Source organism: Achromobacter sp. RT286_PF, assembly GCF_059760425.1.
The window spans coordinates 120,985-137,949 of the sequence record NZ_JCBAMR010000013.1 but is presented as its reverse complement, the minus strand read 5'-3'; the positions used below and the strand labels follow the sequence as shown (position 1 = coordinate 137,949).

Annotated in this window: 15 protein-coding genes; 8 read left to right on the top strand and 7 right to left on the bottom strand. The window is 64.8% G+C overall.

Annotated elements, in window-relative coordinates; genetic code table 11:
* Window positions 1–33 precede the first annotated feature (33 nt).
* Window positions 34–492 carry an HU family DNA-binding protein gene (locus AC6LJY_RS13215; protein ID WP_046807265.1) on the bottom strand — a complete coding sequence of 153 codons (459 nt, stop codon included), beginning with the start codon at window positions 490–492 and terminating at the stop codon, window positions 34–36.
* Window positions 493–780: 288 nt separating this feature from the next.
* Between AC6LJY_RS13215 and AC6LJY_RS13210 the strand changes: the two genes are divergently transcribed.
* The 4 genes from AC6LJY_RS13210 (at window position 781) to AC6LJY_RS13195 (ending at window position 5,545) form a co-directional block, all read left to right on the top strand.
* A complete protein-coding gene (locus AC6LJY_RS13210; protein WP_082134647.1) occupies window positions 781–1,941 on the top strand; it encodes a D-alanyl-D-alanine carboxypeptidase family protein in 1,161 nt (386 codons plus the stop codon).
* A gap of 28 nt (window positions 1,942–1,969) precedes the next feature.
* Window positions 1,970–2,518, top strand: a complete 549-nt coding sequence (locus tag AC6LJY_RS13205; protein ID WP_498136126.1) for a hemerythrin domain-containing protein — start codon at window positions 1,970–1,972, stop codon at window positions 2,516–2,518.
* A 115-nt stretch (window positions 2,519–2,633) separates the two neighbouring features.
* Window positions 2,634–3,506 (top strand): phosphonopyruvate hydrolase, encoded by an 873-nt coding sequence (locus tag AC6LJY_RS13200; RefSeq protein WP_498136125.1) that lies wholly within the window; start codon window positions 2,634–2,636, stop codon window positions 3,504–3,506.
* A 233-nt stretch (window positions 3,507–3,739) separates the two neighbouring features.
* Window positions 3,740–5,545: a SulP family inorganic anion transporter gene (locus AC6LJY_RS13195; protein WP_498136124.1), complete on the top strand. Its 1,806-nt coding sequence runs from the start codon at window positions 3,740–3,742 to the stop codon at window positions 5,543–5,545.
* Here AC6LJY_RS13195 and AC6LJY_RS13190 read toward each other — a convergent pair.
* The 6 genes from AC6LJY_RS13190 to AC6LJY_RS13165 all read right to left on the bottom strand — a co-directional run bounded on the left by AC6LJY_RS13190 (window position 5,521) and on the right by AC6LJY_RS13165 (window position 11,460).
* Entirely contained in the window at window positions 5,521–6,282 is a 762-nt protein-coding gene (locus AC6LJY_RS13190; protein ID WP_498136123.1) for an ABC transporter ATP-binding protein, read from the bottom strand. The genes AC6LJY_RS13195 and AC6LJY_RS13190 overlap by 25 nt on opposite strands.
* Complete coding sequence (locus AC6LJY_RS13185) at window positions 6,279–8,156, bottom strand: ABC transporter permease (RefSeq protein ID WP_498136122.1); 1,878 nt, start codon at window positions 8,154–8,156, stop codon at window positions 6,279–6,281. The genes AC6LJY_RS13190 and AC6LJY_RS13185 overlap by 4 nt, the downstream gene beginning before the upstream one ends.
* Window positions 8,156–9,385 (bottom strand): ABC transporter substrate-binding protein, encoded by a 1,230-nt coding sequence (locus AC6LJY_RS13180; protein WP_314364117.1) that lies wholly within the window; start codon window positions 9,383–9,385, stop codon window positions 8,156–8,158. The genes AC6LJY_RS13185 and AC6LJY_RS13180 overlap by 1 nt, the downstream gene beginning before the upstream one ends.
* Window positions 9,386–9,532: 147 nt before the next feature.
* The gene (gene rpmG / locus AC6LJY_RS13175) at window positions 9,533–9,700 is read right to left on the bottom strand and encodes a 50S ribosomal protein L33 (RefSeq protein WP_003810296.1); all 168 of its coding nucleotides are present in this window, start codon (window positions 9,698–9,700) and stop codon (window positions 9,533–9,535) included.
* A gap of 37 nt (window positions 9,701–9,737) precedes the next feature.
* Window positions 9,738–9,974, bottom strand: coding sequence for a 50S ribosomal protein L28 (rpmB, locus tag AC6LJY_RS13170; protein ID WP_006385639.1), 237 nt, complete (start codon window positions 9,972–9,974; stop codon window positions 9,738–9,740).
* A gap of 337 nt (window positions 9,975–10,311) precedes the next feature.
* Complete coding sequence (locus tag AC6LJY_RS13165) at window positions 10,312–11,460, bottom strand: Bcr/CflA family multidrug efflux MFS transporter (RefSeq protein ID WP_104144188.1); 1,149 nt, start codon at window positions 11,458–11,460, stop codon at window positions 10,312–10,314.
* 206 nt (window positions 11,461–11,666) lie between these two features.
* On the opposite strand from AC6LJY_RS13165, the gene AC6LJY_RS13160 reads away from it, so the two are divergent.
* The 4 genes from AC6LJY_RS13160 (at window position 11,667) to AC6LJY_RS13145 (ending at window position 16,827) form a co-directional block, all read left to right on the top strand.
* Entirely contained in the window at window positions 11,667–12,941 is a 1,275-nt protein-coding gene (locus AC6LJY_RS13160; protein ID WP_314364088.1) for a class I SAM-dependent methyltransferase, read from the top strand.
* A gap of 503 nt (window positions 12,942–13,444) precedes the next feature.
* Entirely contained in the window at window positions 13,445–14,446 is a 1,002-nt protein-coding gene (locus AC6LJY_RS13155; RefSeq protein ID WP_046807273.1) for an ABC transporter substrate-binding protein, read from the top strand.
* Between the two features lie 273 nt (window positions 14,447–14,719).
* Entirely contained in the window at window positions 14,720–15,577 is an 858-nt protein-coding gene (locus AC6LJY_RS13150; RefSeq protein ID WP_104144186.1) for an ABC transporter permease, read from the top strand.
* Entirely contained in the window at window positions 15,574–16,827 is a 1,254-nt protein-coding gene (locus AC6LJY_RS13145; protein ID WP_120156559.1) for a quaternary amine ABC transporter ATP-binding protein, read from the top strand. The genes AC6LJY_RS13150 and AC6LJY_RS13145 overlap by 4 nt, the downstream gene beginning before the upstream one ends.
* Window positions 16,828–16,965: the final 138 nt, after the last annotated feature.

The following is a 16,965-nucleotide window of genomic DNA, read 5'->3' as shown; positions in this document are numbered from 1 at the left end:
GGCCTTTCCGGCTTGACCGGATGGTCGCGCGAATTACTGCGCGGCGTCCTTCAGCTTCTTGAGCGGGCGAACCTTCACCTTGACCGAAGCCGGCTTGGCGGGGAACCAGCGCTCAACGCCAGTGAACGGGTCCTTGCCGAAGCGCTTGGCCTTGGCGGGAACCTTCTGCACGGCAACCTTGAACAGGCCGGGCAGCGTGAATTCGCCGGCGCCCTTCTTGTCCACGGAACCCAGCACCGAAGTTTCCAGGCTGGCCAGCACGGCCTTGACGGCCTTGGCTTCAACGCCCGATTGCTCAACGATGTAAGCGACCAGCTGGGTCTTGTTCATTGCAGCCTTGATGGCCTTGGGTGCAGCAGCGACCTTCTTGGCGGCGACGGCCTTCTTGGCTGCGGGCTTCACAGCGGTCTTGGCGGCGGTTGCCTTCTTTGCAGGTGCCTTGACGGCGGTCTTGGTGACTTTCTTGGCAGGAGCTTTTGCTTTCGTGGCCATGGTCAAAATCCGTAGTTGAGGACATGGGGCAGCGCGCGCCGGGTATCGGCAATTAACGCCACGCGCCCGATGATAGCGGAAGACTAGCCGTTCTAGCGGTTTTCCGCCGGGATTTCAGCCGTTGTTTGTTGTTTTCCACGCAGAAAAGTGCTTCCTGCAAGGGTTTCTTCAAAAAAATGCCATCGCGCAATGGCTTGCGGACGTGGCCTCGCGCATCACTGAACCTTCCGCGCATCCCGTGTTCCAATTGCGTCGCGAAAAACAAAAGCATGGATTTCAAGCACCGATATGTTGATGAAGAAATTGGCGGCGAGCCTGCTCGTCGCAACCGCATGCCTGTCCAGCGCGCTGGCGCAGCCGATGCCCGAACCTGTGTTGTCGGCAAAGGCCTGGCTGTTGTTGGATGAAACCAGTGGGCAGGTGATTGCGTCGCACGCGGCCACCACGCGCATCGAGCCGGCGTCCCTGACCAAGATCATGACGGCCTACGTCGTGTTCGACGCTCTGAACAAGAAAGAAATCACGTCCAGCCAAACGGTAGTCATTTCCACGCGCGCCTGGAAAGTGCCGGCAGGCAGTTCCAAGATGTTCCTGGAGCCGGGCTCGAAAGTGAGCGTGGACGACCTGCTGCGCGGCTTGATGGTCCAGTCGGGCAATGATGCGGCCATTGCGCTGGCCGAGGCGGTCTCGGGCAGCGTGGAAGCCTTCGTGGCGCGCATGAACGACACGGCGGCAAAGCTTGGCCTGCACGCTACGCACTTTGCCAGCCCGCACGGCTTGCCCGATCCGGGCACGTATTCAACGGCCAGCGACTTGTCCATCCTGGCCACGCGCTTCATCCGCGACTACCCGCAGCTGTACAAGACGTACGACTCCGCCAAGCAATTCACCTTCAACAAGATCACGCAGCCCAATCGCAACCGGCTGCTGTGGCTGGACCCCAGCGTGGACGGCTTGAAAACCGGCCACACCGATTCCGCCGGTTACTGCATTGTGGCCACCGCGCGGCGGCCCAATGGCACCGACCAGCGCCGCCTGATTACGGTGGTGGTGGGCACGGCCTCCGACAAGCTGCGCACGCAGGAAAGCCGGCAGTTGCTGGAGTGGGGTTTTCAGGGTTTCAATACGATCAAGCTGTACGCGCGCGGCCAGGCCGTGGCCACGCCGGAAGTCTGGAAGGGCGAAAGCGACAGCTTGAAAGTCGGTTTTGCGCGCGACGCCTATGTGACCGTGCCGGCCGGCGCCAAGGTCGAGCCGGTGTGGACGCCGACGTTGCCGCTGGTGGCGCCGATTGCGGCGCAGGACACGGTGGGCGCGTTGCGCGTGCTGGTGGACGGCAAGCCCGCCATGCAGTTTCCCGTGGTGGCGCTGGAACCGGTGGCCGAGGCAGGTTTTGCCGGCCGCGCCTGGGACAGCGTTCGACTGTGGTGGCGCGGCCATTCTGGTTGATGGCGCAGCAACATGCAGGAGGTGTGCGATGGTGGTGAGCTTTCCCGCAGGCCCGGCGCCCGCGCCCGGATCGGATGACCCATTGGCCCTGCTGTCCGCCTGCCACGGACGCATCGCCCGCCAGTGCGCCACGCTTGAACGGCTGGCCGCGCACCTGCCCGTGCACGGCAGCGACGAGGCCGCGCAAACCGCCGCCGCCAGCGTGCGCCGGTATTTCGACACTGCGGCGGTGCACCATCACGAAGACGAAGAAGAAGACCTGTTCCCCGCCTTGATCGATTCCATGGCGGGTTCGGATGCGGTCTGCCTGCATGCGTTGGTAGCGGGCCTGATGGACGACCATCGCCGCCTGGCGACGTTGTGGGCGCCGCTGCGCCAGGCCTTATCCGATATCGCGGCGGGTCTGCCGGCGACCTTGCCGGCGGAGCAGGTCCGCGAATTCACGCAGGTCTATGCCGCGCATATCCAGCGCGAGGAAGACGAGTTGCTGCCGATGGCGTCGCGACTGATTTCGGACGAGGCGCTGGCGGCCATCGGGCACGCCATGGCGGTGCGCCGGGGCGGCGACGCGGGCTGAGCGGCGACGGGGTTCGACTGTCTTTCAGCCCTTGCGCCCTGAATTGCCGTTCAGAAAAATGACGCTACGATGCGTCAAACCGGCGCGCTGGGCGCCGCCCTGACGACGCCATGCCATGAACCGCAACCTTCGTTTTCGCCAGAAACTGCAAGATTCCGCATTGATGCACGCCATGTCGGCGCACAACCCGATGGCGGCGCGTCTGGCCGCCGACGCCGGCTTTGACGCCATCTGGGGCAGCGGCTTTGAGTTGTCCGCCAGCTACGCGGTGCCCGACGCCAGCATTCTTTCCTCGTCCGTGCATCTGGACATGATGCGCGCCATCGCCGCGACGGTGGACGTGCCCGTCATTGCCGACATCGACACCGGTTTTGGCAACGCGATCAACGTGTCGTATATGGTGCCGCAGTACGAAGCGGCGGGCGTGTCGGCCGTGGTGATGGAAGACAAGACCTTTCCCAAGGACACCAGCTTGCGCGCCGGCGGCAGGCAGGAACTGGTTCGGACAGAAGAATTCCAGGGCAAGATCGAGGCCGCCTGCGCCGCGCGGCGGGACGCGGATTTTTGCGTCATCGCCCGCACCGAGGCGCTGATCGCCGGCTTGGGCCAGCAGGAAGCGCTGTCCCGCGCCCTGGCCTACGAGGCCGCGGGCGCCGACGCCATCCTGATTCATTCCAAGCAAAGCACGCCCGACGAGGTCCTGGCGTTCATAGCCGCCTGGTCCGGCCGCGTGCCGCTGGTGCTGGTGCCGACCGCATATCCGCAACTGCGCGAAGCCGACATTCAGGCGTTGGGCAAGGTGGGCTTGGTGATCTACGGCAACCATGCCATCCGCGCGGCGGTGGGCGCCTTGCGCGATGTGTTCGCGCGCATCCGGCGCGACGGCGGCATACACGCCGTGGATGCCGATCTGCCTTCGGTCAAGGACATCATCGCGTTGCAGGGCGATGCCGCCATGCGCGAACTTGAGCAGCGATATCTGAAGTAGTCCGCCCCAAGGCGGCAACGCTGACCATGCACGTTGTAGCGCCCCATCCGGGGCCACCCCACCAAAGCCACCCCACCAAAGCCACCCCACCAAAGCCACCCCACCAAAGCCACCTATCCGCAGCAAGCTCCCGCATGCCTCTTTTGCGCGCATAGGCCGTTGCGCGCACCCCAGCGAGGGATTACGCTAGACGGCTTTTGGCGCCCCGGAGGCACGATGGAGCAGGCGACACGATGACGCAAGCGGCAAGCAAACTGGCGAGCCGCCTGTTCGGTTCATGGGTGAACGAGGTCAGCCGCGTCACGTTGCGGGCGGACCTGTTCGCCGGCCTGCTGGGCGCGCTGCTGGTGCTGCCGCAAGGCGTCGCCTTCGCCACACTGGCCGGGCTGCCTGCTGAATACGGGCTGTACTCGGCGATCGTGCCCTGTATCGTCGCGGCCTTGTTCGGGTCGAGCCGCCACGTGATGTCGGGTCCGACCAATGCCAATTCGCTGGCCTTGTTCGCGGTGCTGACACCGCTGGCGGTCGCGGGCAGCCCCGGCTATATCGAACTGGCGCTGGCCGTCACGGTGCTGGTGGGGGTGATGCAGTGGCTGGTGGGCGCGCTGCGCCTGGGGTCGTTGGCACATTTCATTTCGCCGTCGGCGCTGTTCGGTTTCACCAGCGGTGCCGCGCTGCTGATCGCCGTGCATGCCTTGAAAGACGGGCTGGGTGTGCCGTCGCCCGCGTCGCACGGGGCGGGCGCCTTGCTTGTCAGTGTGGGCACGCATCTGGATCAAGTGCATCCCGGCGCCGTCCTGGTCACGCTGACCACGCTGGGCGTGGCGCTGCTGGTGCGGCGGCTGGACAAGCGCAAGCCCTACATGTTGCTGGGCCTGGTGGCCGGTTCTGTGGCGGCAGCGGCGTTCAATTCGTGGGTGGCCAGGGCGGGCGGCGACCCGGTGTCCGTGGTGGGCGCCATCGCGCAGCCGTGGCCGCCGTTCCATGTGCCCAGCGTGGACTGGCGCGCCTTGCCCGACCTGATGAGCCTGGCCTTCGCGCTGACCATCGTGGCCCTGGCGCAATCGATATCCATTGCCAAGGCGGTGGCTACCCGGTCGGGTCAGCGTATCGACGCCAACCGCGAATTCGTGGGGCAGGGGCTGTCGAACATCGTGGGCGGCTTCTTTTCCTGCTACTTGTCCTGCGGTTCGTTGAACCGGTCGATTCCCAATTTTGAAGCCGGCGCCAAGACGCCGCTGGCGGCGGTATTTTCGGCGGTGTTGCTGGTGGTGCTGGTGGCCCTGTCCGCCCCGCTGCTGGCCATGATTCCCAACGCCGCCATCTCGGGGCTGTTGTTGCTGGTGGCATGGACGTTGCTGGACATCCCGCGTTGGCGCCAGTTGATCCGGATGCAGCCAGGCGAATGCGCCATTGCCGCCGCGACGCTGGCCGCCACCGTCACGATCCGCATGGAAGTGGCCATTCTGCTGGGCACCGTGCTGTCGCTGATGGCCTACCTGCACCGCACCTCGCGCCCCGCCATGCGCACGATGGGCTTTGATTCACGCGGGCCGGATCGGCGCTTCGTGGTGCTGGCACACCAAGCAGACGCGCTGCCGGAATGCCCGCAGCTGAAATTGCTGCGCATGGAAGGGTCCATCTACTTCGGCGCGGCGGCGCACGTGGCGCAGCGGCTGCACGAGCTGCGCGAAGCGCCCGATGCGCCGCGCCATTTGCTGGTGATGGCCAAGAGCATGAACTTCATCGATCTGGCCGGCGCCGAGGTATGGGAAGACGAACTCGTCGCGCGGCGCGCGATGGGCGGCGACCTGTATTTCCACCGCCCCCGGCCCGAAGTGCTGGACATGTGGCGCCGCACGGGATTCCTGGATCGGTTGGGGGCGGACCATATCTACCCCGACAAGGCGACCGCGCTGCGCGAAATCTACGGCAGGTTGGATCGGGGTATCTGTGCGGGCTGCCAGGCGCGGATATTCTGGGAATGCCAGACGCCCGCGCAAGCCTCGCCGGATCAGGGTGTTTCCGTACCCAGGTAGGCCGCGCGCACGCGCTCATCCGCCGCGATGACGGCGGGGGCGCCTTCGGCCAGCAGAGCTCCGCGCACCAGTACCGCGATGCGGTCCGCGTGTTTGAACACCACGTCCAGGCTGTGTTCCGTGAACAGCACGGCGATGCGCCGGCTGTCGGCCAACTGGCGCGTCAGCTGCATCAGGGCGTGCCGCTCGTTGGTGGCCATGCCCGCGGTGGGTTCATCCATCAGCAGCAGCCGTGGTTGGTGCGCCAAGGCCATGGCAAGCTCCACCCGCTTGACGTCGCCATATGCCAGCGTGCCGCAATGCGCGTGGGCCTTGTCCGCCATGTGGACCTGCGCCAGCAGGCTCATGGCTTCGTCCAGCGCGTGGTGGCCGGCGCGGCGCCAGGCGCGAAACAGCAGGCGGTCGCGCGCCAGCAGCGCGGTCTGCACGTTTTCGCTCACCGTCATCGAACGAAACGTGGCTGCGGTCTGGAAGGTGCGGCCCACGCCCAGCTGGCAGATCCTGCCCGCCGACAAGCCGACCAACTCGCGGCCACCCAGCCGCACGGATCCGGCATCGGGCCGCAACTGGCCGCCCAGCGCGTTAAAGCAGGTGGACTTGCCCGCGCCGTTTGGCCCGATCAGCGCCAGCATCTGGCCGGCGTCCAGCGTGAACGACACGCCCGCCAAGGCGTCGATTCCGCCAAAGGACTTGCGCAGGCCCTGCACCTGCAACAAGGGGGAGGTGGGCGAGGTCATGCGCGCCTCCGGTTCAGGCGCGCGGCGGCGCCCGCCAGGCCATCGGGAAATGCCATGACCAGCACCAGGATGGCCAGGCCCAGCACCGCGTGCCAGTACTCGGTGCTGCGCGCGGCAACGTCTTGCAGCCAGGTGTAGGCGGCCGCGCCAACCAGCGGCCCCGCCAGCGTTTGCAGGCCGCCCAGCAACACCATCACCAGCCCGTCTACCGATCGGCTGACCGCCAGCACGTCCGGTGCGATGCTGCCCTTGGAAAAGGCGTACAACGACCCGGCCAGCCCCGCCGCGAAGGACGCCGCGACAAAGCCCGCCCACTGCACGCGGCGGGTGTCCATGCCCAGCGCCTCGGCGCGCAGCGGCGAATCGCGCACGCCGCGCAGCGCGTAGCCCAGCGGCGCAAACGCCAGCCGGCGCAGCCACGCGATGCCTGCGGCGCACAACGCCAGCGTGACGTAATAGAACCACGGGCCTTGCGACAGCCACGCCGACGGCCATAGCCCGATCAAGCCGTTGCTGCCGCCGGTGACGTCGTCCCACTGATAGGCCATTGCCCACAGGATCTGCGCCACAGCCAGCGTCAACATGGCCAGATACACGCCGGACAGGCGCACGCAGAACCAGCCGAACAGCAGCGCCCCGAACGCCGCGGCGAAGGGGCCCAGCAACAGCGCGGCTTCCATGGGAATGGCGACCAGCTTCAGCAGCAGGGCGGCCCCATACGCGCCCAGGCCAAACCAGGCGGCGTGGCCGAACGACGTCATGCCCGCCAGGCCGGTCAGAAAATGCAGGCTGGCGGCGAACAGGGCGGCGATCAGGATCTCGGTCATCAGGATGCCCAGATACGGCCATTGCAGCGTGGCGACGGGCACCAGGGCCAGCAGCACCAGCAGCGCGCCATAGGCGTAACGCGTACGCGGGCCGGCGGGGGCAATGGGCCGTTCCGGCGCGCCGGCGTGCGACGCGGGGGCAGGCGGCTGGCCCAGCAATCCCCAGGGGCGCACCACCAGCACGACCGCCATCACGGCAAATTCCGCCAGCAAGGTCAGTTTGGACAGGTTGAATACCCAGGGGCCGATGGCGACCTGGCCCAGGAATACGAAGACAGCCTTGACCGAGCAGATCAGCACCGCGGCCAGGAACGCGCCGGGAATCGAGCCCAGCCCGCCCACCACCACCACGACAAAAGCGCTGGCGATGATTTCCAGGTCCAGGCCCAGCGTGGCCGGCACGCGCGGTGCGGCCAGCGCGCCGCCCAGCCCGGCCAGAAACGCCCCCAGCGTGAAGGCCGACGTGAACAGCCACGCCTGGTTCACGCCCAGGGCGGCCAGCATGTTGCGGTTTTCGGAGGCGGCGCGCAGCAAACGGCCCCAGCGCGTGCGCATCAGCAGCAGCCACAGCAGCCCCAGCACGACGGGGCCGGCGGCGATCAGCAGCAGGTCATATTGCGGATAGCGCCGGCCCAGAATCTGCACGGCGCCGGACAGGCCCGGCGCGCGCGCGGCGAACAGGTCCTCGGGGCCCCAGATGGCCAGCGCCGCATCACCGATGATCAGCACCAGTGCAAACGTGGCCAGCAGTTGAAACAGTTCGGGCGCGCGGTACAGCCGCTTCAGCACCAACCATTCGGCGGCCAGGCCGACCAGCCCGGTCACCAGCGCGGCCAGCAGCAAGCCCAGCCAATAAGCGGGGCCGGTGCCGAACCAGTTGGTGAATGTCCAGGCCAGGTACACGCCCAGCATGTAGAAAGAGCCGTGGGCGAAATTCACCACGCGGGTCACGCCGAAGATCAGCGATAAGCCCGCGGCCACCAGGAACAAGGCGCTGGCGTCCGCCAGGCCGTTAAGCAGCTGCGACAGCAGCCCCGACAGGCTCATCAGTTGGCGGGACGCATCTTGCGCACCTGCTCATCGGGCGGCTGCAAGCGCGCGCCGTCGATGTAGGCGAAGTCTTTCATGACGCCCTTGCCGTCTTCCACCGCCGTGACGCCCACGTAGACGCCCATCGTCGATTGGTGGTCGATCTTGCGGTATTGGATCGGGCCGTAGGGCGTGTCCACCTTGAGGCCGCCAAACGCGTCCACCAGCTTTTCCGTATCCACGGCGCCGGCGGCTTTCAGCCCCTGGGCGATCGACATCAGGGACGCATAGCCCACCACCGAGCCCACCTTGGGCGTTTCGTTGTAGCGCTTCTTGTAGGCGTCCACGAAGGCGGTATTGGCGGGGGTGTCGATGGCGTACCAGGGGTAGCCGGTCACGATCCAGCCGCCGGGCGTGTCGGCGCCCAGCGGTTCCAGGTATTCCGGTTCGCCCGACAGCACCGACACCACCGGCATGTTCTCGAACAAGCCCCGCGTGTTGCCCTCGCGCACAAACCGCGTCAGGTCGGCGGCGAACAGCACGTTGAAGATGGCATCGGGCTTGGCGTCGGCCAGGGCCTGCACCACGGCGCCCGCGTCTACCTTGCCCAGCGGCACGGCCTGTTCCGCCACGAATTCCACATCCGACTGGAACGACTTCATCATGGCCTTGAAGGTGGCCACGGCGGACTGCCCGTATTCGTAATTGGGGTAGACGATGGCCCAGCGCTTCTTGCGCAAGGCCAGGGCCTTGGGCGCAAGCGCCGCCACGTGCATCCAGGTGGACGGGCGCAGGCGCCAGGTGTAGCGGTTGCCCTCTTGCCAGGTGATCTTGTCGGTCAGCGGCTCGGCAGCCAGGAAAAACACCTGCTGCTGCTTGGCGAAGTCGGTCAGCGCCAAGCCGGTGTTGGACAGAAAGCCGCCGAAGATCAGCTCTACTTTTTCGCGGGCAATGAGCTCCTGCGCGGCGCGTACCGAATCGCCCGGGTTGCCGTTGTCATCGCGCGAAATCACTTCCAGCTTCCGGCCCAACACGCCACCACCGGCGTTGACCTCTTCCACCGCCAATTGCCAGCCCTTTTTGTAGGGGCCCAGAAAGGCGGGAATGGCCTTGTAGCTGTTGATCTCGCCGATGCGTATGGGCGGTTCCTTGTCCTTGGCGGTGGCGGCGCCAACAGGCGTCAGTGCCAGGGCCAGGAGTGCGGGCGCGAGCGCGCGGCGCAGCAAAGTAAGGCAGGGACGAAGCATGGCGGTCATCGCAGGCAAGGGGTCGGGGCAGGGTAGCGGCCAATTGAAGCACGCCCCTTTGCCGCGCGGCAATAATAAAAAACGCTCCGCGCCAACAAAAAAAGCCCCGCGAGGCGGGGCTTTTCACTACCTGGAAAACCGGCTGAATTACTTCAGCTTGGTTTCCTTGTAGTCAACGTGCTTGCGAGCGACCGGATCAAATTTCTTGATCAGCATCTTCTCGGGCATGTTGCGCTTGTTCTTGGTCGTCGTGTAGAAATGACCCGTGCCGGCAGTCGACTCGAGCTTGATCTTTTCGCGGATACCTTTGGCCATGTCGTGCTCCTAGTATGTAGATTGGCGGGGAGGCCGATTAGGCCAGTTCGCCGCGGGCACGCATTTCGGCCAGCACGGCGTCGATGCCGTTCTTGTCGATCGTGCGGATGGCCTTGGCCGAAACACGCAGGCGAACCCAGCGGTTTTCGCTTTCAACCCAGAACCGGCGCGATTGCAGGTTGGGCAGGAAGCGACGCTTGGTCTTGTTGTTCGCGTGCGAAACATTGTTGCCCACCATCGGGCCTTTGCCGGTCACTTGGCATACGCGTGCCATGGATGCACCTCTTTATGTCGTTCTTGTCGCGCATCGCTTGGGGGAGGTAGACAGGGTTTTAGCCGCCGGGCTGTAGTGCGCTGTAGTGCACTTTTGGTGCGCACTGTGTTGCGCTGCCGGCCACCCAGTCTTAGTGGATGAGGGGCAAGTGGAACCTGCCCCGTGCTTATACCCGCTGCCTGCCATCCGCCGTGTACCTGGGTTGTTGCCAAAGTACCGAAATGCGCGGTTGGGGTCAGAGTGCTGAACTACAAAGCATAGTAGTCCCGCACGGGAAACTTCATGTGAAGACGTAGATTCTAATACGAAAAACGCAGGCAGATCAAGCGGCAGTGCGTCAGGCGGTGTGCGAACGCGCCACACGCCCCGAGATCCAGGACAGGCACGCGCACGTGGCCAGCGTGGTGGTCAGGGGCAGGGCGCTGTCGGTCTGCCAGGCACTGACGGCAAAGCCGGCCAACGCGCCGCAGGACAATTGCAGCGTCCCCAATAGCGCCGACGCCGCGCCCAGGCGCTTGCCTTGGTCCGACAGCGCCAGCGCGGCCGAATTCGGGTTCACGAAGCCCTGGCTGCCCATGTAGCAGATCAAGCACACCATCAAGAGAGGCAACGTCATCCAACCGGCCAGCGTCAAGCCCACCGCGACCAGGCTGGCAATGGCCAGCGACGTCAGCGCGTAACGCTGCAACTGGCGGGGCTGATAGGTGCGCAGCAGTCGCGCGCTGATCTGCGAACAGACGATCAGCGACAGCGCATTCGTGCCGAACAGCAGCCCGTAGTACTGCGGCTGCACGCCGTAGAGCTCGATAAAGACACGCGGCGATCCAATGATGTAGGCAAACATGCCGGCCTGACCGAAACCGCCCGCCAGGCTGTGCGCCATGAAGCCACGATGCCGGAACAGGTCGCGATAGTTGCGCAGGATGGTGCTCCAGCGCAGTGGCACCACGCGTTCGGGCGCCAGTGATTCCTTCATGATGCGGGCCACGGCCACCATCAGCATTGCGCCGCCTGCCAGCATGATCCAGAACAGGCTGCGCCAGGACGCGATGGCCAGCAACTGCCCGCCTGCCAGCGGTGCAAGAATCGGGGCCAGCCCCATGATCAGCATCAGCAGCGACATCGCGCGCGCGGCTTCGTGGGTTTCGTAGTGGTCGCGAATAACGGCGCGCGGGATCACGATACCGGCCGCGCCGCCCATGGCCTGCACCACGCGCCAGCCGGTCAGCGCTTGGACCGAGCCGGACAGCGCGCAGCCCAGCGAGGCAATCATGAACAGCGCCAGGCCTACCATCAGCGGCGGCTTGCGGCCGAAGCGGTCGGCCATCGGGCCGTAGAACACCTGCGCCAGCGCCAGGCCGATCAGGTAGGCGGCCAGCGTGCGTTCGACATCGCCGCGCGGCACGCCCAGGTTTGCCGCGATGGTCGGGAACGCCGGCAAATACATATCGATGGCGAACGGACCGATCGCGGTCAGCGCGCCCATGAGAATGAGCCAGCCGGGCAGGCCGCTGCGGGAAACAGATGATGGGGACATGGTGATCGCGGTAAAACGCAGGGACAGGGCGCGCGTCTCGGTTACCCGTCCGTTCAGCGCCAAGCCAGCGACTTTATCACGCGCCACCTGACAGGGAAATGTCACCGCTTTTCCGATAAAGTCGCCGACAACCCGTCGTGTTCAGTGGAGATGCCGTGAATCCTTTGCTGTCTGTCGTGGAACGCAAACTTCAAGCCCTGCCGGTGCCGGTGCAACTGGTGCTGCCCGATGGCGCGGTGGTGGGGCCGCCCGATCCGCGCGTGCGATTCGTCACGCATGACAAGGCCGCGCTGGTGCACCTGGCCGAAGGCGCCGTCGGCGTGCTGGGGCAAGACTACGTGGAAGGGCGCATCGATATCGAAGGCAATATGCGCGACGTCATGGCGGCCGCCTCGGCGTTGCTGCCGGGCTCGCCCGTGGAGGCCGCGCGCGGCGGCTGGTTGACCGAACTGGTGCGCCGCGTGATGTCGGTGTGGCGCCATTCCATCGAGCGCGACGCCAAGCAGATCGAATTCCACTACGACCTGTCGGATGACTTCTATGCGCTGTGGCTGGACCCGCGCCGGGTGTATTCCTGCGCCTATTTCCGCACGCCGGACATGACGCTGGCGCAGGCCCAGGAGGCCAAGCTGGATCACATCTGCCGCAAACTGCGGCTGCGCCCGGGCGAACGCTTTCTGGATGTGGGCGCGGGCTGGGGCGGGCTGCTGTTGTGGGCCGCCGAGCACTATGGCGTGGACGCCACCGGCATCACGCTGTCGCGCAACCAGCACGCCTATGTGACAAAGCTGATCGATGAAAAGGGCCTGTCGGGCCGGGTCCGCATGTCGCTGCTGGACTACCGCAAGCTGGATGAAACCGCCCGTTTCGACAAGATTGCGTCGGTGGGCATGTTCGAGCACGTGGGCCGCGCGCAACTGGACGGCTATTTCGCCAAGCTGCGCCGGCTGTTGCGTCCCGGCGGCTTGATCATGAACCATGGCATCACCGCGGCGGGCGTCTACAACGCCGAACTGGGCAACGGCATGGGCGAATTCATCGAAAAGTACATCTTTCCGGGCGGTGAGCTGACGCACATCAGCGTGGTCATGCAGGCAATGACCAATGGCGGCCTGGAAGAGGTGGACGTTGAAAACCTGCGCCCGCATTACGCCCGCACGCTGTGGGCATGGAGCGATGCGCTGGAAGCCCGGCTGCCCGAAGCGGCGCAGGTGCTGCACGGGGAAGAGGGCGCCCGGTCGCTACGTGCCTACCGCCTGTACCTGGCGGGCTGCGCCATGGCGTTCGAGCACGGCTGGATCGCGCTGCACCAGATTCTGGGCCAGACGCCTGCCGTGGGCCGCGCCGACGAATTGGACAACCCGGGCGACCTGGCCTACCCATGGCGTCGCGACTACATGTATGGCGACTTCGAAAGCCCGGCCCGCTGACCAGTCGGTCGTTGACTTCCCGCTGAATACAAGCTGAAAAAGGACAATAAAAAGCCTTCGACCGCGGACCGGAACGCGCTTTTCGGGCCGCTGGAACGCGTTGTATGTACTGATAAGATTAAAATATTAACTGAATGTATCGGCTATTTGATACCAATATTCCCCAGGGGAAATTCATAAACCACCCCTGATCGACAAGGGTAATCCCGTAGCTTTTCGGCCGGGAATGTATCTGACTTATTCAGGCTTGCACTTGGGCAGCGCAGCAATTTCGTTTAAGATGCTGCCTTCTTCGTTCAGTTTTGTTCAATTTCTGTGGGTTTTCAAAAACCATGTTTTTGAAACTCCTGTCTTGCAAGAACCCGCGCCTTTGCGGTTGTTCTTGTCGCTAGTGTCGGTTTGTATTGGCGGTTCTGCCCGTCTTCCGCACAACCCCCTTAGCTCCACGGCACTTCCGGGCCAGACCCGGCGTGTGTCCTTGAACCTATGGAGGCAAAAAGCCAATGCGTTTTACCCCTGTCAAGACCCTGGCCGCCGCGGCCGTTATGTTTGCATTTGCCGGCGCGGCCCAAGCCGCCGACGCTCCGCAGTGTGAAATCAAGCGCCCGGTCAATTTCGGCGCCATGAACTGGGAATCCAACCTGGTTCTGGTCGATGTCGAACGTTTCATCATGGAAAAGGGCTACGGTTGCAAGACCGAAACCCTGCCGACGGAAACGCTGCCCGCCCTGGCCGCGCTGGAGCGCGGCGATCTGGATATCAATACCGAAATCTGGCTGAACAGCGTGGCGGACCCCTGGGACCGCGCGCAAAAGACCGGCAAGGTCAAGCGCATCGGCGACTTGTACATGGGCGCCGAAGGCTGGTACATCCCGCGTTACACCGCTGAACGCCTGCCCGAACTGAAGTCCGCCGCCGACCTGCCCAAGTTCAAGGACGAATTCAAGGATCCGGAAGAACCCGGCAAGGGCCGTTTCTACGGCTGCCCGGCGGGCTGGGGTTGCGAAGTCACCAGCAACAACCTGTTCCACGCCTTGAAGCTGGACGACACCTACACCCTGTACTCGCCCGGCACGGGCGCCGCGCAGAAAGCCGCGCTGATGTCGGCCTACAAGCGCAAGCAGAACGTGGTGTTCTATTACTGGTCCCCCACGCCGCTGGTGGGCGCGATGGATCTGGTCAAGCTCGACATGCCGCCTTACGATGCCGAAAAGCACAAGTGCCTGACCTCGACCAAGTGCGCCAAGCCCGAGCCCAGCGCCTACCCGGACAACCCCGTCTTCACGGCGGTGAACACCAAGTTCTCGGAAGAAGCGCCCACGCTGACCGAGTTCCTGTCCAAGGTGTCGGTGCCGCTGCCGGTCATCAACGAAACCCTGGCCCACATGGAAGAGTCCGGTGATGAATCGAACGCCGTGGCCAAGTGGTTCTTGAAGAACAAGCCCGACGTCTGGACCAAGTGGGTTCCCGCCGACGTCGCCACGCGCGTCCAAAGCGCGCTGTAACCGTATCGGAAGTCGGCCTCGCGCTGTCATGGCGCGGGCCGGCCGCCTTAAGGGAAAAAGCCCGTTGCGGTCTTTGCATCGGGCTTTTTCCCCTGAGATGGCCGCTGGCCGGGCGTTTGTTACCCCGCCGCCAGCAAAAGGCGTTGCACCGTATGTGGCCTGCTTAGTGGCCTGCTTTCGTCAAGAATGCGCCCCGGCCGCATGCCCCTCCGGAATCCGGAATGCGTGGTGGCCACCGGCCGCCTGAAAGCGCCAAAGAATGGAGTCGAAACTATGTTTCCTGAAATTATTCCCGCCCGTCAGGTCAGGGCGGCGATCGACGGGTTCGTCGATCACCTGGTCACCAACTACGCGGACACGCTAGAGACCCTGTCTCAGCCGGTCCTGCACGCCCTGGTGTGGCTGGAGCAGTTGCTGCGCAGCTCGCCCTGGTGGGCCGTCGTCGCCGTCACCATCGCGATCGCGTGGGGCGTCAGCCGCCGCATCGGCCTGAGCCTGGCCATGGGCGCGCTGCTGTGCGTCATCGGCGTGCTGGGTCTGTGGGACGCCGGCATGCAGACGCTGGCGCTGATGATCATGGCCGCCGGCCTGTCGGTGCTGATCGGCATCCCGCTGGGCGTGCTGATGGCACGCATCAACTGGCTGCGTTCCATCATGCTGCCCGTGCTGGACGTGATGCAGACGATGCCCAGCTTCGTCTACCTGATTCCGGTTGTGATGCTGTTTGGGCTGGGCAAGATTCCCGCCATCATCGCCACCGTGATCTACGCCGTGCCGCCGCTGATCCGCCTGACCGACCTGGGTATCCGCCTGGTCGACCGCGAAGTGCTGGAAGCGTCGCGCGCCTTTGGCGCCAACCCGCGCCAGCAGCTGTTTGGCGTGCAATTGCCGCTGGCGTTGCCCAACATCATGGCCGGTATCAACCAGACCACGATGATGGCGCTGTCCATGGTGGTGATTGCGTCGATGATCGGCGCGCGCGGCCTGGGCTATGAAGTGTTGCTGGGCATCAACCGCCTGGAAGTGGGCCGTGGCCTGCTGGCGGGCCTGGGTATCGTGGTGCTGGCCGTGCTGTTCGACCGGATCACGCAATCGTATGGACAGCGCATGCGCATGGGAGGCCAGCGATGAGCAAGATCGAAGTCAAGAACATCTACAAGGTCTTTGGATCGCATCCGAAGAAATGGCTGGCGGCCGCCCAGGGCGGCATGAGCAAGGAACAGCTGTTGGCCGAAAGCGGCCACACGCTGGGCCTGCGCGACATCAGCCTGTCGATTGAAGAAGGCAGCATCTACGTCATCATGGGCCTGTCCGGGTCCGGCAAGTCGACGCTGATCCGCCACTTCAACCGCCTGATCGAACCCAGCGCCGGCCACATCCTGGTCGATGGCGTGGACGTCGTCAGCCTGAACAAGCGAGACCTCGAAATCTTCCGTCAAAAGAAGATGAGCATGGTGTTCCAGCGCTTTGGCCTGTTCCCGCACCGCACCGTGCTGGACAACGCCGCATACGGCCTGACGGTGCAGGGCGTGGGCAAGGCCGAACGCGAGAAGCGCGCCCGCGACTGGCTTGAGCAGGTGGGCCTGGCCGGTTTCGAAAACCAGTATCCGCACCAGCTGTCCGGCGGCATGCAGCAGCGCGTGGGCCTGGCGCGGGCGCTGGCCACCGATGCCGAAATCCTGTTGATGGATGAAGCGTTCTCGGCGCTGGACCCGCTTATTCGCCGCGAAATGCAGGACCAGCTGCTGCAACTGCAAGCCAAGCTGAACAAGACCATCGTGTTCATCACGCACGATCTGGACGAAGCGCTGCGCCTGGGCAACCGCATCGCCATCCTGAAGGACGGCGAACTGGTGCAGGAAGGCACGCCGGAAGACATCCTGCTGAATCCGGCCAACGACTACGTGCAGTCCTTCCTGCAAGACGTGAACCGCACCAAGGTGCTGAACGCCACGCACGCCGTCAACCCCGCGCGCCTGACCTTGACGATGCGTTCGCGTCCGGCGCACGCGCTGGACCGCATGCGCGCCATGGACTACGAATACGCGCCGGTGCTGGACGGCAAGCGCCTGGCCGGTGTGCTGACCGCCAAGGCGGCCGAGCAGGCCATCCAGGAAGGCGTGCGCGATGTGTCGCGTTTCGTGGAAGACCTGGCGTCCGTGCCGGCCACCGCCGGCCTGGGCGAAGTGCTGGCCCAACTGGTGCACAGCGACCAACCGGTTGCCGTTACCGGCGAAGACGACGAATTCCTGGGCATGCTGTCGCGCAAGAAGGTCGTTGAACTGGTGACGCCGGCGCTCACGGAAAACGCCACGGCGGAACCCGCCGCGATGGATCTGGCAAGCGAACCCGTGCACGAGCCCCGCGACCAGGCCGCCTGACCCTTTCGCACCCCTGCGCCCCGCTGTTTTGGGGCGTATCGACTTTGCCCGGTTGCAATCCGCTTGCAGCCGGGCAAAGTCGTTTTATGATGGCTGGCCGGCCACGCGTCCGGCATTCCCCGTTCGAATCACCGGAAG